General features: G+C 67.4%; 20 protein-coding genes and 1 tRNA gene. 8 read left to right on the forward strand and 13 right to left on the reverse strand.

Going from position 1 to position 23,071, the window contains the following annotated elements; all coding sequences use genetic code 11:
- Positions 1–18: 18 nt before the first annotated feature.
- Both A5771_RS10735 and A5771_RS10740 read right to left on the reverse strand, forming a co-directional pair.
- Entirely contained in the window at positions 19–1,401 is a 1,383-nt protein-coding gene (locus tag A5771_RS10735; protein WP_064855199.1) for an FAD-binding oxidoreductase, read from the reverse strand.
- 7 nt (positions 1,402–1,408) lie between these two features.
- The gene (locus A5771_RS10740; protein WP_064855200.1) at positions 1,409–3,748 is read right to left on the reverse strand and encodes a Tex family protein; all 2,340 of its coding nucleotides are present in this window, start codon (positions 3,746–3,748) and stop codon (positions 1,409–1,411) included.
- 77 nt (positions 3,749–3,825) lie between these two features.
- Between A5771_RS10740 and A5771_RS10745 the strand changes: the two genes are divergently transcribed.
- The gene (locus A5771_RS10745; RefSeq protein WP_082947179.1) at positions 3,826–4,536 is read left to right on the forward strand and encodes an ankryin; all 711 of its coding nucleotides are present in this window, start codon (positions 3,826–3,828) and stop codon (positions 4,534–4,536) included.
- Here the strand turns inward: A5771_RS10745 and A5771_RS10750 are convergent.
- On the reverse strand, positions 4,527–6,083 hold the full coding sequence (locus tag A5771_RS10750; RefSeq protein WP_064855201.1) for a class I adenylate-forming enzyme family protein: 1,557 nt from the start codon (positions 6,081–6,083) through the stop codon (positions 4,527–4,529). The two genes, A5771_RS10745 and A5771_RS10750, sit on opposite strands and share 10 nt — an antisense overlap.
- A gap of 5 nt (positions 6,084–6,088) precedes the next feature.
- Positions 6,089–6,925, reverse strand: a complete 837-nt coding sequence (locus tag A5771_RS10755; RefSeq protein WP_064855202.1) for an SDR family oxidoreductase — start codon at positions 6,923–6,925, stop codon at positions 6,089–6,091.
- 149 nt (positions 6,926–7,074) lie between these two features.
- Here A5771_RS10755 and A5771_RS10760 point away from each other — a divergent pair, with 149 nt between their 5' ends.
- From A5771_RS10760 to A5771_RS10775, 4 genes are all read left to right on the forward strand, one after another.
- The gene (locus A5771_RS10760) at positions 7,075–8,187 is read left to right on the forward strand and encodes a cellulase family glycosylhydrolase (protein ID WP_064855203.1); all 1,113 of its coding nucleotides are present in this window, start codon (positions 7,075–7,077) and stop codon (positions 8,185–8,187) included.
- A gap of 144 nt (positions 8,188–8,331) precedes the next feature.
- On the forward strand, positions 8,332–10,014 hold the full coding sequence (locus A5771_RS10765; RefSeq protein WP_064855252.1) for a serine/threonine-protein kinase: 1,683 nt from the start codon (positions 8,332–8,334) through the stop codon (positions 10,012–10,014).
- A 141-nt stretch (positions 10,015–10,155) separates the two neighbouring features.
- Positions 10,156–11,115 carry an MPT63 family protein gene (locus tag A5771_RS10770; RefSeq protein ID WP_064855204.1) on the forward strand — a complete coding sequence of 320 codons (960 nt, stop codon included), beginning with the start codon at positions 10,156–10,158 and terminating at the stop codon, positions 11,113–11,115.
- A gap of 144 nt (positions 11,116–11,259) precedes the next feature.
- Positions 11,260–11,922, forward strand: coding sequence for an MPT63 family protein (locus A5771_RS10775; protein WP_064855205.1), 663 nt, complete (start codon positions 11,260–11,262; stop codon positions 11,920–11,922).
- A gap of 22 nt (positions 11,923–11,944) precedes the next feature.
- Here A5771_RS10775 and A5771_RS10780 read toward each other — a convergent pair whose 3' ends face one another.
- Both A5771_RS10780 and A5771_RS10785 read right to left on the reverse strand, forming a co-directional pair.
- Complete coding sequence (locus tag A5771_RS10780; protein ID WP_064855206.1) at positions 11,945–13,033, reverse strand: NAD(P)H-dependent amine dehydrogenase family protein; 1,089 nt, start codon at positions 13,031–13,033, stop codon at positions 11,945–11,947.
- Positions 13,030–14,055, reverse strand: a complete 1,026-nt coding sequence (locus tag A5771_RS10785; protein ID WP_064855207.1) for a Rieske 2Fe-2S domain-containing protein — start codon at positions 14,053–14,055, stop codon at positions 13,030–13,032. The genes A5771_RS10780 and A5771_RS10785 overlap by 4 nt, the downstream gene beginning before the upstream one ends.
- A gap of 108 nt (positions 14,056–14,163) precedes the next feature.
- Here A5771_RS10785 and A5771_RS10790 point away from each other — a divergent pair, with 108 nt between their 5' ends.
- The gene (locus tag A5771_RS10790; protein WP_064855208.1) at positions 14,164–14,796 is read left to right on the forward strand and encodes a TetR/AcrR family transcriptional regulator; all 633 of its coding nucleotides are present in this window, start codon (positions 14,164–14,166) and stop codon (positions 14,794–14,796) included.
- Between the two features lie 13 nt (positions 14,797–14,809).
- Here the strand turns inward: A5771_RS10790 and A5771_RS10795 are convergent, their stop codons facing one another.
- From A5771_RS10795 to A5771_RS10820, 6 genes are all read right to left on the reverse strand, one after another.
- Complete coding sequence (locus A5771_RS10795; RefSeq protein ID WP_064855209.1) at positions 14,810–15,529, reverse strand: DUF2652 domain-containing protein; 720 nt, start codon at positions 15,527–15,529, stop codon at positions 14,810–14,812.
- Between the two features lie 74 nt (positions 15,530–15,603).
- Complete coding sequence (locus tag A5771_RS10800; protein ID WP_064855210.1) at positions 15,604–16,374, reverse strand: MerR family transcriptional regulator; 771 nt, start codon at positions 16,372–16,374, stop codon at positions 15,604–15,606.
- A 9-nt stretch (positions 16,375–16,383) separates the two neighbouring features.
- Complete coding sequence (locus A5771_RS10805) at positions 16,384–17,868, reverse strand: flavin-containing monooxygenase (RefSeq protein ID WP_064855253.1); 1,485 nt, start codon at positions 17,866–17,868, stop codon at positions 16,384–16,386.
- An 11-nt stretch (positions 17,869–17,879) separates the two neighbouring features.
- Positions 17,880–18,800 (reverse strand): hypothetical protein, encoded by a 921-nt coding sequence (locus A5771_RS10810; RefSeq protein ID WP_064855211.1) that lies wholly within the window; start codon positions 18,798–18,800, stop codon positions 17,880–17,882.
- A 25-nt stretch (positions 18,801–18,825) separates the two neighbouring features.
- A complete protein-coding gene (locus tag A5771_RS10815; RefSeq protein WP_109401097.1) occupies positions 18,826–19,683 on the reverse strand; it encodes an SDR family NAD(P)-dependent oxidoreductase in 858 nt (285 codons plus the stop codon).
- Complete coding sequence (locus A5771_RS10820) at positions 19,683–20,672, reverse strand: alpha/beta hydrolase (RefSeq protein ID WP_064855213.1); 990 nt, start codon at positions 20,670–20,672, stop codon at positions 19,683–19,685. The genes A5771_RS10815 and A5771_RS10820 overlap by 1 nt, the downstream gene beginning before the upstream one ends.
- A 296-nt stretch (positions 20,673–20,968) precedes the next feature.
- Here A5771_RS10820 and A5771_RS10825 point away from each other — a divergent pair, with 296 nt between their 5' ends.
- Both A5771_RS10825 and A5771_RS10830 read left to right on the forward strand, forming a co-directional pair.
- The gene (locus tag A5771_RS10825) at positions 20,969–21,757 is read left to right on the forward strand and encodes a PE-PPE domain-containing protein (RefSeq protein ID WP_064855214.1); all 789 of its coding nucleotides are present in this window, start codon (positions 20,969–20,971) and stop codon (positions 21,755–21,757) included.
- A 345-nt stretch (positions 21,758–22,102) separates the two neighbouring features.
- Positions 22,103–22,837, forward strand: coding sequence for a PE-PPE domain-containing protein (locus tag A5771_RS10830; RefSeq protein WP_064855215.1), 735 nt, complete (start codon positions 22,103–22,105; stop codon positions 22,835–22,837).
- 94 nt (positions 22,838–22,931) lie between these two features.
- Here the strand turns inward: A5771_RS10830 and A5771_RS10835 are convergent.
- A tRNA-Ile gene (locus A5771_RS10835) sits at positions 22,932–23,005 on the reverse strand.
- Positions 23,006–23,071: the final 66 nt, after the last annotated feature.

The raw sequence follows: 23,071 nt of genomic DNA on the forward strand, positions 1-23,071 counted from the left end.
GCGCTCGCGATCTGCTGCCTATAGAAGCACGCCGGGGTTGAGGATGCCGGCGGGGTCGAAGGCGTCCTTGATCCGGCGCATCAGGGCGATCTTGACCGGATCTTCCAGTTCCAGGAAATGTTGGGTCTTGACCCGCCCCAGGCCGTGCTCACCGGAGATCGCGCCGCCCAACGCCATCGCCGCGGAGAAGATGTCGTGCAGCAACCGGTGCCGGACATCGTCGTCGGCGCAGAACACCGCCAGGTGGACGTTGCCGTCGCCGGCGTGCCCGCAGCCGACCACACCGGCGCCCACCTGCTGCGCGAAAGCCTGTGCGCGGGTGAAGAACTCGTGCATGGCCGCACGCGGGACCACCGCGTCGATGACGTCGTGAGCACCGGCGGCCTTGGCCGTCCAGAACGCCTCCTCCCGAGCCTCGATCAAGGCATGCGCCGAATTGCCCTCCAGCACATAGACATCGACCGCTCCGAGCGCGCCCAGCAATTCCCCCAGCATGGCCACGTCGTCGTCGAGGCGGTCGCGGGCACGGTTCTCCACCCCGATCACCAGGTGCGCCTCGGCAGTCTCCCGGATGGCGTCGGGTATCCCCAGGTTGAGGTTCTGCGCGTAGCTGATCGCGGCCAGGGTGAGTTTGTCGACGTATTCGAGGATCACCGGGTCCACCCCGCTGCGCACCACCGTCGGCACCGCGCGCATCACCGCGGGCAGGTCGGCGAACGGGGCCAGCAGGGTGGCCGAGTGCGCCAGCCGCGGGTAGAGCCGCACGGTGACCTCGGTGGCCAGCGCGCAGGTGCCCTCGGAGCCGATGATCAGCTGGGTGAGGTCGTATCCGGTGGACAGCTTGGTGATCTTCCCGCCGGTGCGGATCAGTTCGCCGGTCGGCAGCGCGGCCTGCACCCCGAGCACGTTGTGGCGGGTCACCCCGTACTTGACCGCGCGCATGCCACCGGCGTTGGTGCCGACGTTGCCGCCGACACTGGCCGACAGCTCCCCGGGAAAGACGGTGTACATCAACCCCGCCTCGGCGGTGGCGGTGTCGAGGTCGGCCAGGGTGACCCCGGGCTGCACCACGGCGACCTGGTTGTCGGTGTCGATCTCCAGGACCGCGTTCATCCGCTCGAAGGAGATCAGCAGTCCGTCCGGGCAGGGCCGCGCACCCGCCGACAGACCGGTGCCCGACCCGCGCGCGGTGACCGGAGTCTTGGCCTCTGTGGCGGCGGCCAGCAGCGCCGCCACCTGCTCGGCGGTCTGCGGGCGAGCCACATAGCCCGGCGTCACCGGTGCGCCCACCAGTGCCTCGTCGTGGGAGTAGTCGGGGCCGATCTGTTCACCGATCAGCAGGCCGCCGGCACCGACGATGCCGGCGAATTGTGCTGCGACGTCGGTATCTACCGTCCCCATGGAGTCCTCACCTTCCGAATCCGGCGTCCCGCAGCGCCTGGGCCATCGACCCGCCGGCCGGGGCCGCGTCCCGGCGACCGCCGCCGTTACCCCGCCGCTCCCCCCGATTCTGCTTCCCGGTGTCCCGGCCCGCAGCCGGTTTGGCGGCCGGGCCGCGAGACGGTTTGTCCCCCAGCCGCAGGCTCAGCCCGATCCGCTGGCGGTCGACGTCGACGTCGAGCACCTTCACCTTCACCACCTGGCCGGAGCGGACCACCTCGTGCGGATCGGAGACGAAGCGGTCCGCCATCGCCGAGACGTGCACCAAGCCGTCCTGGTGCACCCCGACATCAACGAAGGCGCCGAACGCCGCGACGTTGGTCACCACCCCCTCCAGGACCATGCCCGCCTTGAGGTCGGCCACCTTCTCCACGCCCGCGGCGAACGTCGCCGTGGAGAACGCCGGCCGCGGGTCACGGCCGGGCTTCTCCAACTCGGCCAGGATGTCGGTCACGGTAGGGATCCCGAACCGGTCGTCGGCGAAGTCACCGGGTTGCAGCGACCGCAGCAGTCGTTCGTCGCCGATTATCTCGGCCAGGGAAATCCCGGAGCGGTCCAGGATGCGCCGCACCACCGGGTAGGCCTCCGGATGCACCCCGGAGGAATCCAGTGGGTCGTCGCCGTCGCGGATGCGCAGGAATCCCGCGCACTGCTCGAATGCCTTGGGCCCCAACCGCGGTACATCGAGCAGCGCGGCCCGATTACGGAACGGCCCGGTCTGGTCGCGGTGGGACACGATGGCTTCGGCCAACGACTCCGACACCCCTGAGACCTTGGCCAGCAACGGCGCCGAGGCGGTGTTGAGGTCGACGCCGACGGCGTTCACGGCGTCCTCGACGACCGCATCGAGGCTGCGCGCCAGGTTTCCCGGCGTGACGTCGTGCTGGTACTGGCCGACCCCGATCGACTTCGGCTCGATCTTGACCAGCTCGGCCAGCGGATCCTGCAGCCGCCGGGCGATCGACACCGCCCCGCGCAGGGTTACGTCGAGATCGGGCAGTTCGCGGGCGGCGTAGGCCGACGCCGAATATACCGAGGCGCCGGCCTCGCTGACCATCGCCTTGACCGGTGCGGCCGCACCCGCGGACTGCAGGTCGGCGATCAGCTCGGCGGCCAGGGCGTCGGTTTCGCGCGACGCGGTGCCGTTGCCGACCGCGATCAGGTCCACGCCGTGCCGGGCGACCAGTGCGGCCAGCGTCGCCTTGGCCGCCTCCCACTGGCGCTGCGGCTGGTGCGGAAAGATCGCGCAGGTGTCGAGCACCTTGCCGGTGCCGTCCACCACGGCCACCTTCACCCCGCTGCGGAAGCCGGGGTCGAGCCCGAGGGTGGTGCGGTTGCCGGCCGGCGCGGCCAACAGCAGGTCCTTGAGGTTGCGGGCGAACACCGCGACCGCATCGGATTCGGCGCGTTGCCGCAGCCGCATCCGGGCATCGACCGCCGCGGAGAACGCTAGGCGGGTCTCCCACGCCCACCGCACCGTCTCGGCCAGCCAGGGCGTGGCCGCACCGGGTGCGGTCAGATCCACGCCGAGCGATTTCGCCACCATCGCCTGATACGGCGCGCCGTCGCCGCCGTCGAAGGCCAGCGCCAGGGCCTCCTCCTTCTCGCCGCGCAGTACGGCCAGCACCCGGTGCGACGGCATCCCCTCCAGCGCTTCACTGAACTCGAAGTAGTCGCGGAACTTCTGTGCCGCAGCGTCTTTCGCGGCTTCCGGCGACCGCGACGCGGTCTTCAAACAACCGGCCGACCAGTATCTTTCCCGGACGGCGCCCACCAGCTCGGCGTCCTCGGCGGCGCGTTCGACGAGGATGGCGCGCGCCCCTTCCAGCGCCGCCGCGGCATCCGCCACCGCGTCGCCGATGAACTCCGCAGCGATCTTCTGCGGGTCCAGCGTCGGGTCGGCCAGCAGCCGGTCGGCCAGCGGCTCCAGACCGGCTTCCCGGGCGATCTGCGCCTTGGTGCGGCGCTTGGGCTTGTAGGGCAGGTAGATGTCTTCGACGCGGGCCTTGGTGTCGGCCTGGATTAGCGCAGTCCGCAGCTGATCGGTGAGCTTGCCCTGTTCTTCGATCGAGGTCAGCACGGCGGCTCGGCGGTCGTCGAGCTCACGCAGGTAGCGCAGTCGCTCTTCGAGGGTGCGCAGCTGGCCGTCGTCCAGGCTGCCGGTGGCCTCCTTGCGGTAGCGGGCGATGAACGGCACCGTCGCGCCCTCGTCGAGCAGGGCGACGGCCGCCGCGACCTGGCGTTCAGCAACGGCCAGTTCCGCTGCCAGACGGGCGTTCACCGGTTTAAGCGTTACGTTCTGGGTCACGCGCAGGGACCCTACCGAACCGCTCCGACGAGAACCGGGACCGACGTGGCGGCGGGGTTTCAAGGCATGATGGCAGCGTGACGACCTACAACGAGATCCGCAACAACGCACCGCTGTGGCCGGGCGTGATGGACCGCTCGCTGTTGGGCAACCGGCAGGCCCAGGCCGCGCTGTATCTGGCCGACGCGGCCAAGCGGGGCAAGTGGCGCCACGTCGTTCGCGAACTGAACCGGGGCGACCACGTCGTCGACGTCAAGGCCTGGCGGCCGGGCGGCAAGACCTGGCTGACCGTGCTGCATCAGGCCGGTTGGCATGGGGCGCCGGCGGATGTGGCGTCGTGGCTCATCGAGCAGGGTGCGCTACGCAGTCAGCCCGATGCCGCCGGGCGCACCGCCTATGACATCGCCGTCGAGCACGGCCGGCCCGCGGAGCTGTTGGCGGTGCTGCGGCCCCCGGCGGCGCCGCTGGAACCCGACCGGATCGCCGCGCTCAACGCCCAGCTGACCGGCATCATCGACGACCTGATCCAGCAGCTGTTCCGCGGTGTCGACCTGCGCCAGATGTTCCGCTATCCCCCGGTCGAGGTGCTGCACGAGCTGCCGGGAAAGCAGCTGTGGTTCCCGGTGCCCTATCTGTGGGGCGGTTTTCGGGTGGGGTTGGCGGACAACGACATCGACCTGTTCGGTGGCTACCGCGAACTCGACCCGGTCGGCGAGGTGCATATTGCGACGGTGGGGTATCGAATCACCCCGGACGGGCCATCGCAGGTCTACGAGGGCTACGAGTAGTCCCGCAGGTGCCCTTTGGCGATCTTTCCGCCGGATGAGCGCGGCAGTTCGTCCAGGACGACCAGGCGTTCGGGCAGCAGTTCTTTAGACACCCCGAGCGACAGCAGGTACTCGACCAGCTCGGGCAATTCGAGGCCGCCCGCCTTGGCCAATTCCACGTAGACGCAGACCTTTTCGCCGAACACCTGATCGGGCATCGCGACTGCGGCGGCCACCGCGATCGCCGGGTGGGTCATGACGGCATCCTCGACCTGGGCGGCGCTGATGTTCTTTCCGCCGCGCAGGATGAAGTCCGACGTCCGGCCGGTGACGCTCAGGTAGCCTTCGGCGTCGATCTCGCAGATGTCACCCATGCGCATCCACCCGTCGGGGGTGAACAGCTTGTCGTGATCAGTCCCGTTCAAATAACCGAGGCTGGTCGCCGGGCCGCGGCAGGCCGGCTGGCCGCGGCCGGTGCCGGTCACGTCGGTGTTGCCGTCCTCGCCGCCGAAGAGCCGGACCCGCATCTCCGGAACGATCCGCCCGCCGGTGCGCAGCCGCTTCTCCAACGGGTCGTCGAGGGTGGTTCCGCTGAGCAGCCCGGTTTCGTTGGAGCCGTAGAACTGCAAAATCTTCGCGCCGGTGAGCTCCTCGAACTCCGCGGCCGGCCGGTAGGGCAGCGCCTCCCCGCCGGTGAAGACGACCCGCAGCGAACTCAGGTCGAAGTCGCGGCTGGCCGCGTCGGCCATCATCATCGTCAATTGCGTGCTCACACAGCACAACACGGTGACCCGATGCTGCGCGATGGCAGCACAGGTCGCCGCCGCGCTGAAGCGGTCCAACAGCACCGCGGTAGCGCCGAGGTGGATCGGGGTGGTGTGGCTGGTCCACAGCCCGAAGCCGAACGGCGTGGGGATGATCGGCGCGAAGACGTCGTCGGCCCGCAGCGCTCCGTTGGCGACCGCGCATTGGTGAAAGTAGTGCCAACGGTTCTGGGTGTGCACCACACACTTGGGCAGCCCGGTGGTGCCGGAGGTGGAGTTGATCAAGAAGACATCGTCGGCGCCGAGTTGGCGCCCCGGCACAGCATTTTCGGCAGCCGCTCCCAGTTCATCGATGTTCAGCGTTTCTATCGGCAGGCCTGCAGCTGCCAGGTACCGTTGCTCGTCGGTGATCAGCAGCTTCGCTTGCGCGCCGGCCAGGATCGCGTTGACCTCTCGGGTGCCGGCGCGCGCACCGATGCCCACCACCACCGCGCCGCACCGTTCGATCGCCACGAACAGCACATGGATCGCCGCGGAGTCGCGGTGCCACACCGCGATCCGGTTCTGCGGGCGCACGCCGATACCGGCCAGCTGCGCCGCCAGGGTGTCTGCCGCCGCGTCGAATTCCCGCCAGCTCAGTCCCGCACCGAGGTAGTCGACATAGGCGGCGCGCTGCGGGAATCGTTGCGCGTTGCGGCGAACCGCATCCGACAGCGTGATCGTCGACCACCAGCCGGCGTCGTGATAGCGGGCTACGTCAGCGGCGGTGAAAGCGGGCGAATTCCAGGCGGTTTGGCCAGACATCGGGGTCAGTAGAGGTAGTCTTCGCCGCTTGCCCGCACCGTGATGTCACTGATGCTGATGCCCCACGGTTGGTCGATGACGTGAACCACGGCGTCGGCGAGGTCCTCGGGAGTGATCAGCCAGTACTTCACCGAGTCGATGTCGGTCTGCTCGGCCGTCAGGGTGCCGTCGGCGAACGCGGTGAGCGACTGCATATAGCTTTCAGCGCGGGATCCGACGATGCCCATGATCGCTGCGCCGTTGACCACGCCGCTGGCCAGGTTGGTGCCCAGCACGCCGGTCGGTTTGACGGTGCTCACCTTGATCTTTCCCTTGGCCTCGCTGCGCAACGAGTCCGACAGCACGGTGACCGCTGCCTTGGTCGCGCTATAGACGCCCGCGCCCGCCACCCCGGCGTTGCCGTAGATCGACGAGATGTTGACCACGTGGCCCCGGCCCTGCTCGATCATCTGGTCGTAGACGGCCGAGATCCCGTTCACCACGCCTTTGATGTTGATGTCGATGGCGCGGTGCCACTGCTGCCAGGCCCGCGCGTGGTCGGCGAAGTAGGCGAGCGGCATCACGCCGGCGTTGTTGACGATCACGTCGACCGCGCCGAAGGTCTGCACCGCGTGCTGAACGGCGCCCTGCATCTGCGCCAAGTCGGTCACGTCGGCGACGTAATGGGTGCCGGAGTACCCGGCCGCGCGGATCCCGTCGAAGACGGCCGCGAGGTTCGCCTCGCCGATGTCCACCCCGACGGCGTGGGCACCTGCGGCGGCGCACTTCTCGGCGATGAGTTTGCCGAATCCGCCGCCGGCGCCGGTGACGACGACGACCTTGTCCTGCAGGTGCTGTGACACAGTCGGCCTCTCGACAACGCGAAACGGAGGGAAGGTATTCGGTGCAGTGTAGGTGGCCGCTGTTGCCACGGTGGCGGGCGCCCGATTTGCCCGGCGACAGGCCGGACGGCCAAACCCCGCTCGAGGAGTCCGGACGTTATGGTCACAGCGTGAGACGTCGTACAGCACTGGGGCTGCCGCTCCTGTTGGCGGCGGGTCCCACCCTGAGCCGGATCCCGCGGGCCGGCGCAGACCCCGGCCGGTGGTCGATCGACCGGGCCAATCGCTGGTATCAGGCGCAGGGCTGGCCCGTCGGCTCCAACTACATCACCTCGACCGCCGTCAACCAGCTCGAGATGTTTCAACCCGGAACCTTCGACCTGCGGCGCATCGACGCCGAGCTGGGCTGGGCCCGCTCGGCCGGCTTCAACACGGTGCGGGTCTTTTTGCACGACCAGCTGTGGGCGGCCGACCGGAAGGGCTTCCAGTACCGGCTGGCCCAGTTCGTCTCCGTCGCCGCCCGGCGCCGCATCAAACCGATGTTCGTGCTGTTCGACTCCTGTTGGGACCCGCACCCCAAGGCGGGACCGCAGCCCGCACCGCAGCCCGGCATCCACAACTCCCGCTGGGTGCAGAGCCCGGGCGCCGAGCGGCTCGGTGACCGCGACTACTACCGCACCCTGTATGACTACGTCACCGGCGTGATGACCCAATTCCGGTACGACGAGCGGATTCTGGCCTGGGATCTGTGGAACGAGCCGGACAACATGGCCCGCGAGTACAGCAGCGTCGAGCGGTCCGACAAGCTCGACCTCATCAGTGACTTGCTTCCCCAGGTGTTCAACTGGGCCCGGTCGGTCGATGCCCGTCAGCCGCTGACCAGTGGGATCTGGGAGGGCTCGCGGCAGGGCAGCGCCATCGTCAACACCCAGCTCAACAGCTCCGACATCATCACCTTCCATTCCTATGACAAGCCGGCGATGTTCAGTGAGCGGATCGCTGAGCTCGCGCCACTGGGGCGGCCGATGATGTGCACCGAGTACCTGGCGCGCACCAAGGGCAACACCATCGACGGGATCCTGCCGATCATGAAGCGTCACAATGTGGGCGCATACAACTGGGGTTTCGTCGCCGGTAGGACACAGACTTACCTGCCGTGGGACTCCTGGGACAGCCCCTACGCCTCAGCCCCACAGGTCTGGTTCCACGATCTGGTGCAGCCCAACGGCCGCGCCTACCGCAACCTGGAAATCATGACGATCAGCAACCTGACCGGCCGCTGACCTCCGAAGGCCGCGCCCGATTCGGGCGACGTTGCCGCTATCGGCTGATAGCCGACCGGTTCGATGATGAAATTATCGACGGCAATGTCGTCGGGCCGCCGGTGCGGTGATCGGCGTTCACGGGTGTGACTTGAGGAGTTGATGATGAGCGAGACCGCGCCTGGTTCGCGGGCTGGGTCACGGGTTGGGCGCTATCTCCTCAAACGCCTGCTGGGCCGCGGTCCCACCGGCGAGGTCTATGAGGCCGTCGACACCCACAAGGACCGCACCGCCGCGCTCAAACTGCTCGCACCGGCGTTGGGCCGGGATCCGGCGTTTCGGGAATGGTTGCAGCGGGAGGCGCTCACCGTCGGGCGGGTCCAGGAGCCGCACGTCGTCCCGGTCCGCGATTACGGCGAGCTGGACGGCGAAGTGTTCATCGACATGCCGCTGGTGCCCGGCGCCGACCTGTCCGCCCTGTTGAAACGTACCGGTGTGCTGCCCCCGTCCCGCGCGGTGAACATCGTCTGGCAGGCCGCGTCGGCGCTGGATGCCGCGCATGCCGCCGGGGTGATTCACCGGGGCGTCAAGCCGCGCAACATCCTGCTGACCAGTGATGACTTCGTCTACCTGGTGGATTTCGGGATCGCCGGTGCGCCCGGGGCGAACGCGACCGACGCCGAACAGGCCGGTGCCCGCTGGAAGTACTCCGCGCCGGAGCTGTTCTCCGGCGGTGACTTCGGTCCGGCCGTCGACGTCTACTCGTTGGCGTGCGTGCTCTACCAGTGCCTGACGGGTTCGCCGCCGTACCGCGCCGACAGCGTCACGATGCTGGCCAATGCTCATCTGAGCAAGCCGATTCCGCGGCCCAGCCAGGCCGGCTCGACGATCCCACCGGCCTTTGACGCGGTGATCGCCATGGGCATGGCCAAGGATCCCAGGGAGCGCTTCGCCAACGCCGCCGAGCTGGCCACCGCGGCCTATCAGGCGTTGAGTGCACCTGATCAACACCGGACGTTGCACATGTACGAGGTCAGCCAGCAGTCCACCCCGCCGCTGATCGAGCAGTCGAAGCCGAGCGTGCCGCCAGAGGCCCCGCCGGCTCCACCGGTCACCGCTGCAGAACCCGAGTCCGCTCCCCCGCTAGAACCCTCGGCCGGCACCGTCCGCCCGGTCGCGCAATCCAGCGTTCCGCGCATCTCTACCCCCGACGACGACTGGTTCAGCTCGCCGCGGCCGCTGCCCGGCTACCGCAACCCCGGTAGACGCAATCAGCTGCTGGGCCTTGCCGCGGCACTGGCCGTGGCCGTCGGGCTGATCGCCTGGATGACGAACCGGTCGGGTTCCGAAGAGCTCGCCGCCGATGCCGGCGACGCGGGGACCGTCGCGGCGGCGAACGGGCCCGCTGCGTCCATGGCGTCCGCCGAAGCCCAGGCCCGGTTGCTCAAGCTGCTGCCCCCCGGTTATCCGCAGGACACCTGCACGCCGGCCGCCTCGATGGGTGGCGCCGTCGCGGAGGTGAGCTGCGGCCGCAACATCGACCCGGGCGGCCCGCCCTCAGCGACCTACGCTTTGTTTCCGGACGCCGGGGCGCTGCACCTGAGTTTCGACAACACCGTGCAGGCCGCCACCGTCGTCATTTGCCCCGGCCGGATTCAGTCGCCGGGCGCCTGGCACCGGACCGCTACCCCGGACAAGCCCAGCGGGATGCTGCTGTGCGGTATGCGCCAGGGTTCACCCACTCTGGCGTGGACCAACGACGCCAACCTGGTGCTGGCCCGTCTGCACACTGAGCACAGCACGCCGTCGCTGGAGCAGCTCTACACCTGGTGGAGTTCGCATTCTTGACCGCCGTTCACCGACGGCGCCGGCGCGCTGTTTGCGATTCAACCCTGTGACGTAAACAAACGTCATGGTCAAATCCGTTAGGATTTGCGGTCTGGAGTGCACGACCCCGAAATTCCAGCCGAACCGAGGAGTCAAGCGACAATGAAGTTGATCACTACCGCCGTAGCCGCCGCCGGAGCGTTGACTGTAGCCGGAGCCCTCAGCATCCCGACCGCCGGCGCGGACGCCGGTGACGCCGCCCCGACGACGCATCCGCTCGGAACGCAGGGCACCGTTGACAACAACGGCGTCATCCAGGGCTGGACGGTCAGCGACCTGCGCCCCAGCACCGATGCCGTCCCCTACCAGCCGCACGGCACCTTGTGGGAAGCCACCGCCACCGACGTGGCCATCCAGGGCAACGTCACCCCGGTGATCGCCAACCTCGGCGCGCGTTCGGCCAGCGGCCAGACCTACCCCGCGCTGTTCACCGTTGCCACCCCGCAGGGGGTGAACCCCTCCACCCTGGCACAGGGCGAGAAGACCAGCGGCAAGGTGTACTTCGACGTCACCGGCGACGCGCCCAACAGCGCGGTCTACCAGTTCGCCGGCAAGGACCAGCTGATCTGGACCCCGGCCGCTTCGACCGCCCCGTCCGGCGGCTCGTCGGCCCCGACCGGCGCCGCGGGACACAGCCCGGCGGCCACCAGCCCGAAGCCGGCCCAGTCGGGCACCCAGACCAACCCGGCCGGTAACCAGACCGGCAGCACCCCGGCTGCGGCCGGTAGCCAGGGCACTCCGCTGCCGGCCGAGGCCGACGGCGCCCCGGCGGCCGCGGCCAACACCGAGGGCACCTCGGCAGCGGCAAACGGCTCGGAGACGCCGGCTTCGGCTTCGGCGGGCACCCCGGAGGCTTCGGCACCCGCGGCTACCGGAAACACGCCGGCGGCGGCAGGCAGCTCCGGCACGCCGCTTCCGGCGGAGAGCGCCGGTGCGCCGGCCGCGGGATCGGAAGGCACGGCTCCGGCCAGCTCGCAGGGCACCGAGGCCGGCACCTCGCCGGTTCCGGCGGGAAGCCAGGGCACGCCGGCGGCCGGCGGCGCGAACAACGCGACCGGATAGCACCGAGCACGTCGTACGTCCGGCCCGGCCTCCGCTCACGCGGGGCCGGGCCGGGCTCGTTTCACGGCAGCCCGACCGGTGGCCGTTACGATTCAGTACTTGAGTACCACTAAGCGGGATGTCACCGACCTGAGGAGCAGACCCATGAAGTCGATCTCGACCGCCCTGGCAGTGGGAGCACTGGCTGCCGCCGGCGCGTTCAGCACCGGGACCGCCGCCGCCGACGGCCCTGACCCGGCCCCGGTCACCCATCCGCTCGGAGCCCAGGGGACGCTGCCCGAGGGGCCCGGCGTGCACGGCTGGACGGTCAACGATTTGCGGCCCAGCACCGACACCATCCCCTACCAGCCGCGCGGCACCCTGTGGGAGGCCACCGCCACCGACGAGGCGATCCAGGGCACGGTTGTCCCGATCGTCGCCAACCTCAGCGCCCGCTCGGCCAGCGGCCAGAACTATCAGTCGCTGTTCACCGTGGCCACTCCGCAGGGCATCGTGCCGACGGCCCTGTCCCAGGGCCAGAAGACCAGCGGCAAGGTTTATTTCGATGTCACCGGCGACGCCCCCGACAGCATGGTCTATCAGGCCGGCGGCGCCGATTTGATCCGATGGGTGGCACCGCCACCGCAGCCGCAGGCCCGTCCGGCCGCACCGCAGCCGCAGGCTCCGACGAACGGCGGCAACAGCAATCGGGCGCCCGCGCCGGCGCAAGGCCCGTCGTCGCGCCCGGCCGCGCCGCCCGCCGTCAGCTCCGGCACCCCGCTGCCTGAAGGCAGCGCCGGCACACCGCTTCCCGCCGAGGCTCCTTAGCGCTGCGCCGGCCCTCGGCCGGTCAGAGCTTGAATCGCCCGGCGAACCCGCGCAGCGGCAAGTCGGCGCTGGTCAACAAGCCCGGCGGCGCGGCCACCACGGATCGGATCGCGTTAAGGGCGGGCAGACCGGTCACGGTCATGCCGATCGAGGCGAAGTTGTCCGGGTTGGACAGATCCACACCGGGTTTGGGCAAGATCATGTGCTTGTTGTAGACGCACGGGTCGCCCGTCACCCGAGTGATGTAGCAGCCCTTGATCTTCCAGTTCGGTTCGGTGTGCGGGGTCATCTGCCACTCCAGGTGGGTTTCGATGCGCGCGACGCCGTCCACCATGCCCTGGTATTTGATGTAGCTGCCGCCCAGCGATCCCTGGGGCAGGGTGTACCAGCCCAGGTCGACGTCTTTGGTGCACACGCCCAGCTCGTAGCTGAAGGTGACCTCATCGAGGGTCAGGTCGAAGCAGTCGGCCATCATCAGCACGCTGTCGGCGAAGACGCGGGTGAACTTCTCCAGTTTGGCCGGGATCTCCGGGTCGTCGGCCGGTTGCCCGTAGCCGACCTCGATCCAGGTCTCCTTGGAGTGGTGACACGACACGTCGACCGATTCGATGGTGGTGACGTTCTCGATGTCGGCGACGTCGGCGGCCGCCACCACGCCCAGGATCTGGTTGAGTCCCGGGTTCATCCCGGTGCCGTAGAACGTCGCGCCACCCTTTTCACACGCTTCGGAAAGTAGCTGTGTCACCGGTTTTCCCGACGGGTGCGGGTGGTTGTGGTCGCGGTGCCAGCCGGTGATCCAGTCGGCGGTGGTGACGATGTTGATGCCCGCCTCCAGCACCCGAACGTAGAGATCCTCATCGGGGAACACCCCGTGAAAGGTCAGCACGTCGGGCTTGGCGGCGATGATCTCCTCGATGCTGCCGGTCGCCTTGACCCCGTTGGCCGCGATGCCGGCCAGCTCCCCGGCGTCCTTGCCGATCTTGTCCGGCGAATAGCAGTGCACACCGATGAGTTCGAGGTCGGGGCGATTGGCGATCCGCTTGATCATTTCGGAGCCGACGTTGCCGGTGGCGACCTGGAACACGCGGATCGGTGCAGCAGAAACGGTCATGCGGGTGAGCCTTTCTGGGCATAGACTTCGGCAGCACTGCCGCCGATACCGTCGGGATAGAACTGTTTGGCCCACTGGCGGATTGCGGTGAAGCCTTGGTATTCAGCGTTGGCCAGTGCCGGTGGGTCCGAGTAGCGCTGATGCGACCAGATGTGGATGTCTTGTTCGAACTGACGGATCACTTCCCGCCCGAACTCGGCCGCCCTGGTCTCCGCGCGCGCCGGATCACCGCCCGGTGTGCGGCCGATGTAGACCATGAATCGCACATCGGAGGTGGAGTCGTCGACGGGGGTGATCGCCGAGATGGTGCGGTTGTCGATCATCCCCCAACTCTTGGTCACCGCGATGCCCAAGCCGCCGTTGATGGCCTCCACGCCGCTGTTGACGTCTTCGATGCGCTGGCCGTCGTCGCCTTCGAAGGTGATGGTGAAGTCGACGTAGGACACCGGTTCGGCGAAATCGTGGCGGGTGAACACCGGCACGATCGGGGTCCGGTGCACGTACTTGAAGTGCGCGAAATCCACCCCGTTCTCCAGGACGTACTGCGGGTGCATCTCCAGGGCCTGCCGGTACAGCCGCTGCTGGGGGTAGTAGTCGGCGGCGCGGCGATCATCGAAGGCGGCGAACACATCCGGTGCGTCGAAGAACGGCTCGCGGCGGTGCACGTCGTGCCAGATGTAGACCGACTCGTTGCGCTCGATGACCGGGTACGTGCCGATCCGCCGGCCGCGGTTGGGCTTGTCCTGGTAGGGGATACAGACGTTGCGCCCCTGGGAGTTCCACTGCCAGCCGTGAAACGGGCATTGCAGCACCTCGCCACAGACGGTGCCGCCGTAACCCAGGTGCGCACCGAGGTGCTCGCAGTAGGCGTTCATCACGGTGAGCTGACCGGATTCGGCGCGCCAGGCGACCATCTCCTGGCCGAAATACTTCATGGTGCGGACGTCGCCGATGCCGATCTCGTCGGACCACGCGACCTGGAACCAGCCGGTCGGCTTCATCGACAGCGGCGGTTTGGCCATGGGCTGGTGTCCTCTCGGCGGTCTTTCCCGGGCGGCTGTGTCGCAGCATAGTTCGCCGTCCCCAGGAATCATAGTGCCCACTATGTAAATGTTGCTAGGATTCGGAGGATGAGTCCTCCGGCGCCGCGGCGCAGCAACAAGCGCGGGCAGGCGACCCGCGAGGCGATGCTGGATGCCGCGGTGCGCTCGCTGGCCACCGGGGACCCGGGGGCGGTGTCGGCGAGCCGGATCGCCAAGGAGAGCGGCGCCACCTGGGGTGCGGTGCAGTATCAGTTCGGCGACGTCGACGGCTTCTGGGCGGCGGTGCTGCGCCGGACCGCTGAGCGCCGGGATGCGGCGATGTCGGCGTTCGCCGGGCTGGAACGTGTTGCGCCGCTGCGAGATCGGGTAGCCGCGATCATCGACACGCTCTATCACGGGTTGGCGTCGCAGGACTCCCGGGCGATCGAGAACCTGCGGGCCGCACTCCCTCGCGACCACCACGAGCTGGAGCGGTTGTATCCGCGCACGGCCGCGGAATTGTTCTCCTGGGGCAAGAGCTGGCTACAGACCTGCCACAGCGCATTCGCCGACCTCGGGGTCGACCCGGTACGGGTGCGCGAGGTGGCCGCCCTCATCCCGGGTGCGATGCGCGGGCTGGTCTCCGAGCGTCAGCTGGGCTCCTATGCCGACCTCGAGGAGGCCCGGCGCGGTCTGACCAATGCGCTGGCGGCCTATCTCGAAGGGTCCCGGATCAGCTGAGGTCAGTGCTCCCTCAGGCCTGCGGGAGTTCGGGAGTGCCGCGGCCCAGACCGCGAAATCCTGCGCACGGTTCCTTGGCGCCGACCACGAACGGCAGCGCCTTGAACCGGAATTTCATCCGGCCGCCCCATCCCATGGCCTCGGCGGGCGGTTGCTCCGCCGAGTTCGCCAGATCCAGGTAGTACGTCGAGGTTTCGCCGAGGCCCTCGAAGTCGTGCATCAGCGGCAGGCAGGTTTGCCGGACCGGCTCGTCGAGGCACTGTGCGACGGGATCAGTCATCAACACGTACTCCGGCACCGGCACCTGATTCTTCAGCATCCGGTGCACCAGGATGACGTCGAGGCCGGCGAGTTCGGTGTGGCGCTTGACCTTCTGCTCGGCCACCTCGCCCTCGTGGGCGACGAACTTCAACGACAGGTTCATCAGTTGCTTGCAGCAGTCGCAGTTGCACTTGCGGCCGTTCTCAATACGGGACCGCCGGTTGAGAAACGCCTGGTGCATCCGCGCCAGTCGGTCGCTGACCAAGGCGTGGGCGTCGCCGTTGGGCGCCCAGAAGAAGGCGGCGTCGCCCTCCAGCTTCGCCAGCTTCATGCCTTTGGCGGCGTCGATGACCGATTCCAGCAGCGCGGCCACCGCCATCTGGGCGTGCACCAGGTGGGTCCGGTTCCAGTTCATGTAGGCGGTGTAACCGCCGATGTCGGCGATGACGAGCACCGCGCGCCGGATGGCCATGAACTCAAGAGTGTAGTTTCGCCTGGCCGGTAACGCCACGGCGATTCTTCCGTGCGGTTGCCCCACCGCTTGGGTCAGGAGCTCTCGTCGCGGCCAGCGCCGTACTCTTTGCTTTCCTGCTGGTACTGCCACAATTCGGCTCGTACCGCGGCGTCGAACGCGCGGTCCAGACTCGCGTGTGCCACCCGCCTTGCCACCCGGCGCATGGCATCGACCAGATCGGCGGCCCAGGCGAGTTCGGCGTCGTTGCCGGGTAGCCACCCGGTGCCTCGCTGGCGCACCACCTCCGAATATCCGCTGCGGGCCATGACTCCGGCGGCCTCGTCTAGCTTCTCGTCGACGATGCCCACCGCGTCCAGCAGCGCTGCCAGTGGCATACCGCGGGAGACCAAGGCGGCGAAGTCCTCGACCAGACGCAGATCGGTCACCACGTAGTTGTTCTCGACGTCGGTCGGCTCGATCACCCCGCTATCGGCCAATCGACGCAGCATCGGCTCATCCAACCCGCCCAGCCGGGTCTCCAGTTCGTCTCGGCTCATGTTCTGCGACACCGGGTTCGACCACGGAGTGGTCACCAGTTCGGCCAGATCGGCGAGATCGAGCGCCTCGACCAGGCCCTCACCGCGCTGCAGCCCGGTCAGAAACTTCAGGATGTGCTTGACCGTGAAGCCCTCGCTGAGCAACCGGATGATCGCCTGCAGCTGGCTGAGGTGCCGGTCGGTGTAGATCGCGACCCGGCCCCGGCGCTGGGGCCGGGGCAGCAGGCCGTTCTCCTGGTAGACCCGGACGTTACGGGTGGTCGTACCCGCCTCCCGTGCCAGGTCGTCGATCCGGTACTCGGTCACCAGCGCAGCCTAGGTGGTCAGGACCGGGTCGCGGCTGGTCTCGGCCACGGTGATCTTGAAGTCTTTCAGGTCAACCGTCTTGAGCTGGTTGACGTATTGGGTGGCAAACCCCGGGAACATGGTGGCGTTGAAGCCGTCCTCGGTCAGATACCAGCTCTGGCACCCGGAGTTCCAGGTCGTGGACTTCAGCCGCCGCTGGATGTTCTGGTTGTAGCGGGCCTGAACCTCGGGCCGCACGTCCAGCGACTTCCAGTCGAACTGCAGCAGTTTGGCGATCGCCTCGACGATGTAGTCGATCTGGGCCTCCATGTAGACCAGTGCCGAGTTGTGGCCGGGCCCCGAGTTCGGACCGAAGGTGAAATACAGGTTCGGATAACCCGACACCGCGACACTGCGGTAGGCGTAAGCGCCGCGGCTCCACTCCGAGGCCAGATCGCGGCCGTCCAGGCCGGTGACCGGGAACGGGGTCCCGGCCTTGGAGACATCGAAGCCGGTGGCGAACACGATGGCGTCGAACTGGTGCTCGATCCCCTCAACGGTGCGAATGCCCTTGGGCGACAACCGGGCGATCGGCCAGGTCACCAAGGTGCAGTTATCCGCCTGCAGTGCCGGGTAGTAGTCGCTGGTCATCAGCAACCGCTTGCAGCCGGCCGAGAAGTCCGGTGTCAGCTGGCGACGCATCCAGGGGTCCTTCACCTGCAGACGCAGGTTGGCGGCACTGAGGGCCTCCACCAGCCTCGTCAGCGGGGTGTCCCACACCACCCCGAGGGCCACCGACTCGTGCCCCCAGTACCAGGCGGACCGCATCAGCTTCTCGGCCAGCGGCACGTGCTTGTAGATCTGCTTGAGCCGATCACCGGTCGACGTGTTGAGCTTCGGCAGCACCCATCCCGGCGTCCGCTGGAACACCTTGACCGACTTGGCGACCTTGACCAGCTCCGGGATGATCTGCACCCCGCTGGAGCCGGTGCCGATGACGGCCACCTTCTTGCCGGCGAAGTCGTAGTCGTGATCCCAACGGGCACTGTGGATCTTGTGGCCCTCGTAGGACTCGATACCCGGGATGCTCGGGAAGCTGTGATTGGCCAGCGGCCCGGAAGCCACGATCACGGCCTGGGCCCGAAGCGGCTCGCGGTCAGAAAGACCGACGGTCCACTCCCCTGCCTCAGCGTCGTAGGCGACACCGGTCACGTTGTGGCCGAACCGGATATGCGGTGCGATTCCGGCGGATTCGACCATGCTGTCGATGTAGCCAAGGATCTCCGCACTGCCCGAATAGGTCTGCGACCACTCGGGGTTTCGGGCGAAGCTGTAGGAGTACAGCCGCGAGGGAATGTCACATTCGGCACCGGGATAGGTGTTGTCCCGCCACGTGCCCCCGACGCGTGAATCGCGTTCGAGGATGACGAAATCGGTGACACCCTGATCTTTGAGACGAATGGCCGCACCGACACCGGCGAACCCGGCGCCGATGATCGCTACGGAGATCGTCATGTGCTGCCCCATCACGCGACCGGCTCGTAGGTCAGTTCTTCCGACCACGACGGGGTGTACTCCACCAGTGACTTGGGGATGACGCTGGTGACCGCAACCAGGGAGTCGGCCAGCCAGTGGTACTTGGAGGTGCGGTCGATCACCTTCTTGCTGTGCCAGGAGATGAACTGGTACATCGGCACCCGACGGACGAAAGCGCTTCGCTCACCGACGTTCCGGAAACGACGCATGGCCTGGTAGAGGCGTTCTTCGTTGACGCCCATCGCCACGATGTTGTCGCGCATCTTGTTCAGCAGCGGGAAGTAGCTCAACGTACCGATCAGCAGCGCCGGGTTCATCCAGCTGCCGACGAACTCGACAGCCAGCTTCCGCATGTTGGCGTGGCCGAGAATGTCCATCACCTCGAAGTCGACCGCGAGGTGGCGCGACTCGTCGGAGTTGATCCGCTTGAATACTTCCTGGGCCACCGGGTCTTTGACCTCGTCGGTGATGAACTTGATCAGCGCGCCGTCCAGGGCCACCTCCAGCATGGGGATGACGGTGCCCAGAATCGACAGCGACATGCCATCGGAGAACTTGTCGAGCCAGGTGATCACCAGCTGCACGTTGACGCTCGGCGGCGGGATCTCGTCGTCCTCCAGCATGCCCCACCGGCGCATCAACGCGAGCTCGGCGTTGGCGTGCTTCTGCTCCTCGGCGTGGAAGTGCTCATAGATGCTCTTCAGCGTCGGGGTCGGGGCCTTCTTCGCCAGCGCCGCGAAGCCGCGGGCGCCGACGTTCTCGATCCACATCAGGTCGGTCATGAACGGCTTGAGCTTGGCCCACAGTTCCGGCTCGATCAGCTCGGCTCCCGGGGCATCCCAGTCGATATCGACCAAGGCCCACTGTTTGTCCTTGATCTTCTGCAGCATGTCGTCGAGGTCCATCGCCATGATCGGCTTCCTTTCGTGAGACGGGTCAGTTTTTGGGTAGCACGCGGCCGAGCAGGCCGGCGCCACGGGCGTACAGCGCGGGGAAATGTCGCTTCAGGTGCCAGATGACGGTGGCGTCGATCTGCGGCACCACATACAGCCGGCCGCCGTCGTGCGCGTCCAGCGTGCGTGCCGCGACACTGTCGGCGGACAATCCGGTCCAGCGGGCCAGCTGCTGACTCAGGCTCATCGAACCGGGAGTGATCCGGCCGTCGGTGAAGACGTTGGTCTTGACAAAGGTCGGGCAAAGCACGGTGACGGCGATGTCGGTGCCGTCGAGTTCGGCGGCCAGTGTCTCCGACAGCGACATCACCCCGGCTTTCGACACGTTGTATGCCGCCATCGAGGGGACGGCGGCGAATCCGGCCGCCGAGGCCACGTTGATGATTCCGCCGCGCCCCGCCTCGCGCAGGAGCGGGGTGAAGACCTCGCAGCCGTAGACCACGCCCCACAGGTTGATGCCAAGGGCCCAGTCCCAGTCCTCGAAGCCGATGTCGCCCACGGGCTTTCCCCCGATACCGACGCCGGCATTGTTGATGACCAGGGTCGGCGCACCGCCGAATATCTCCTGAGCCTGCTCGGCCAGCCGCTCGACGGCGGCACGGTCCGAAACGTCGCACTGCACCGCGTGTCCGGTGCCGGTGGGCAGCTGCTCGATCAGCGCCACCGTCTCGGCCGCGCGTGCTTCGTCGATATCCGCGCAGATGACGTCGCCGCCGCGGCGCACCAGTTCCAGGGCGAAGGAACGTCCGATGCCGCTGCCGGCGCCGGTGACCACCGCCTTGGCGTTGACCGTGCGCTGCTCACGGCGAAAGACATTGAGCACCGTGTCGATTCCAAACATCAGCTCACCTCTTCGAGTTCGTCAGATCGGGTGTCACCGAACACCTCGGCGATGAAGGCCGCCGCCCGGCGCAGCGCTGACGACGCCTCCGGCGCCAGCCGCGGCAGGGCTTGGAAGACGTGCACCATCCCCGGCCAGATCTCCAGGGTGCTGGTGGCGCCGGCCCGGCGCAGTTCCGCATCCAGGTAGCGCGCGTCGGCGCTGAGCATCTCGAACCCACCGGCCTGAATGAGCATCGGCGGCAACCGATCCGCTTTGCCGAAGTCGAGGCGAAGGCGCGGGTCGGCCGGGTCCTGTCCGTGCAGGTAAAGCCCCACCATTCGGCGCGCCGCGCGCGCGGACATCGCCGGGTCACGGCGCACCGCTTCCTGCTGCAGGGCTAGATCCAGGCTGAGATCGATCAGCGGCGAGAACAACACCACACCGGCCGGCCGGAGATCCGGGTCGTCGGCGTGGGCGAGCAACAGGTCACAGGTCAGGTGCCCGCCCGCGGAGTCCGCACCGATCACGATGTCCGATGCCGCATAGCCCTGGCCCAACAACCACCGGTAGCCGGCTTCGACGTCGTCAGCGGCGGCCGGGAACCGATGCTCGGGCGCCAGCCGGTAGTCCACCACGAACATCGGCAGACCGGTGGCCTGCGAGAGCCTCGCGACCAGCTTGCGGTGGGTGCGCGCCGAGCAGATCACGTAGGCGCTGCCGTGCACGTAGTAGCCGGCCCGCTTGCCGAACTCGACGCCCGGCCCGAGCACCCACTCACCCCGCACACCCGGGCCGGTCACCGGTTCGATCCGGGTGCCGCCGGGCATCGACCCGAACGTGGCCATGATGGTGGCGATCAACCCGCGTCCGAACCTCACACCCGGCCGATTCATCGGAATCGCGCTGGTGAGACATCCCAGGGTCCAGCGGGCGGTGGTGGCTGACAGCACCGCACGCAACGAAGCGCGGGTCGGTACGGCCGGCAGGTCCGGTCCGTCGGGCTCCATCACGCCTGCGAGGACATCATTGATTGCGCCATTTGTCAATGGCGCGGTCTGTGATGACGCGATCCCAACGGCCGCCGGGAGCGAGCGCGAGAGACCTGATGACGCCCTCAACGTCGCTCAGGAAATATTTCGAATCCTTGGACGGAATTGACGCCAGCGGTAATAATTCAACTTAGGCAACCGGTGCCCAACCAGCGCGACCGACACCTACCCCGACAGGTGTCGGCCAACGCAATCACGCGCCCTGCAGAACAGCGGGGCGACCTCATCTGACCTCTCCGAACAAGGGGGACATCATGAAGAAAGTGATCTTCGGCGCCGCACTGTGTGGAGCCGCGCTGGCACTGGCCGGCGCAGCTCACGCCAACGCCGACACCGCCGCCGACGCCACCACCCAGGCCAGCTACGACTTCCTGTACGGCTCAACCGACGCGTTGGTCCTGGGCCCGACTGGAATCGCGACACCGAGCGCCAACTACATCAGCAACGGGATCGACCTGTACCTGGCGCCGCTGGGGTACGAGGGCACCGTTGCGTCGTCACACGCGCTGACGCTCCCCAACTCCTATGAGTTCCTTGACAGCGTCCCGCAGGGCGAGAAGATCCTCATCGACGCGATCCTGGCCGAGTACAACGCCGGCACGATGGGCTGCGACGACGCAGGTGTGTGCAGCGATCCGCTGACCATTTTCACCTACTCCCAGAGCAGCCTGATCGCCGCTTACGCCCAAGACGACTTGGTGAAAGCCGGCATCCCGACCGACGCGTTGCGTTTCGTGATGCTCGGCGCCACCCCCGGCGCCGTGCCCACCAGCATGTACGAGACCGAAGTCTTCAACATCGAGGGCGACATCTACACGACGCACTCGTTGACCAAGAGTTGGCTCGACTTGCTGCTCGGGAACACGAACTGGCAGGACGTGCTGTACGGGTTGGCGGTCCACAATGCCTACATGGGTTTGACGGCGGACCAGATTGCCTCGGCCACCTCGGACAGCGTCGGGCTGACCACGTTCAACGAGATTCCAGAGCTCAGCTTCCCCGAGCTGTTCCAAGCGCTGTTCAGTGCGTTCTTCCACGTGTGATCGTGTGATGCGGGGGCGTGAGTTGAGCGCCCGCAGAGCAGGACTCGCGCACGTGTGACCGCTGTTCGGCCGCTGCCGTTGACTTCGACGGCAGCGGCCGGGCACTGGGCTCAGCCAAGAGCACCAGCCGATCGGCCGTGGGCATCGAGTGGCCTGACGTGATCAATGTCGCACGGCGATATTTCGATTCCGCCGACCAAGATTGGCGCCACCTGAAATAATTGCGCGGTCGACAACCGCTGCCTCAGCGCTCGTCATCTACCCGCGGGGGTCGGCCGACGCAAATCATCTGCCGATCAGCGCAGCTCGGCGCCCTCATCTGTGAACTTGCAACCAGGGGGACCTATGAAGCAAGTGATCGTTGGCGCTGCGCTGTGCGGCGCCGCGCTGGGGTTGGCCGCTGCTGCCAACGCCGCCGACGACAGCTATGACTTTCTCTATGGATCAACCTACGCGTTGATCCTGGGCCCGACCGGCATCCCGACGCCGAATGCCGCGTACATCAGCGATGCGCTCAACCTGTATCTCGAGCCGAATGGGTATGAGGGCACCACCGCCTCGACGCTGGCACTGACCACTCCCGAAACCAACGATTTCGGCCAGAGCGTTGCGCAGGGTGAAACCATCCTGGTCGACGCGGTCCTTGCCGACTACGCCGCCGGCGACATGGACTGCGACGCCTCCGGTGGGTGTAGCGACCCGCTGACCATTTTCACTTACTCGCAAAGCAGCCTGGTCGCTTCCCTCGCCGAACAGCAACTCGCCGACGCCGGCGTCCCCAGCGACGCTCTGCGTTTCGTGATGCTCGGCGCCAACACCAGCGTCGTTCCCAACGACCTGTACCCGACCGACGTGTACAACATTCACGGCGACGCCTACGCGGAACCCGGCGTCTTGGGCATGAGTTGGCAGGACCTCATGCTCGGGCTGGAACTCCACGAGGCTTACCTCGGGTTGACACCGGCCGAAATCGACTCGGCCACAACGGTCGTCGACGGAATGACCACGATCAACGACATTCCCACACTCACCTCCACCGAACTGTGGGATGCGCTGCTCAACGCGCTCAGCGCCGGGTGAGGCATCGGGCCGCATTGAATCGAGCGGCGCCGCGCAGTGTCAAGGATCAGCCGAAGTAACTGTCAAGCATCACCCGACGTCATAAAGGAACTTGTGGGGCGGGCGGGGCTCGAACCCGCGACCAACGGATTATGAGTCCGCGGCTCTAACCGACTGAGCTACCGCCCCCGGCGCCTACCGGCGACCATGACACTAGCGCCCGCGCGGCTCCCCGACGACATGGTGGTGTGTTCG

This window comes from Mycolicibacter sinensis, assembly GCF_001667375.1.
Taxonomy (GTDB): domain Bacteria; phylum Actinomycetota; class Actinomycetes; order Mycobacteriales; family Mycobacteriaceae; genus Mycobacterium; species Mycobacterium sinense_A.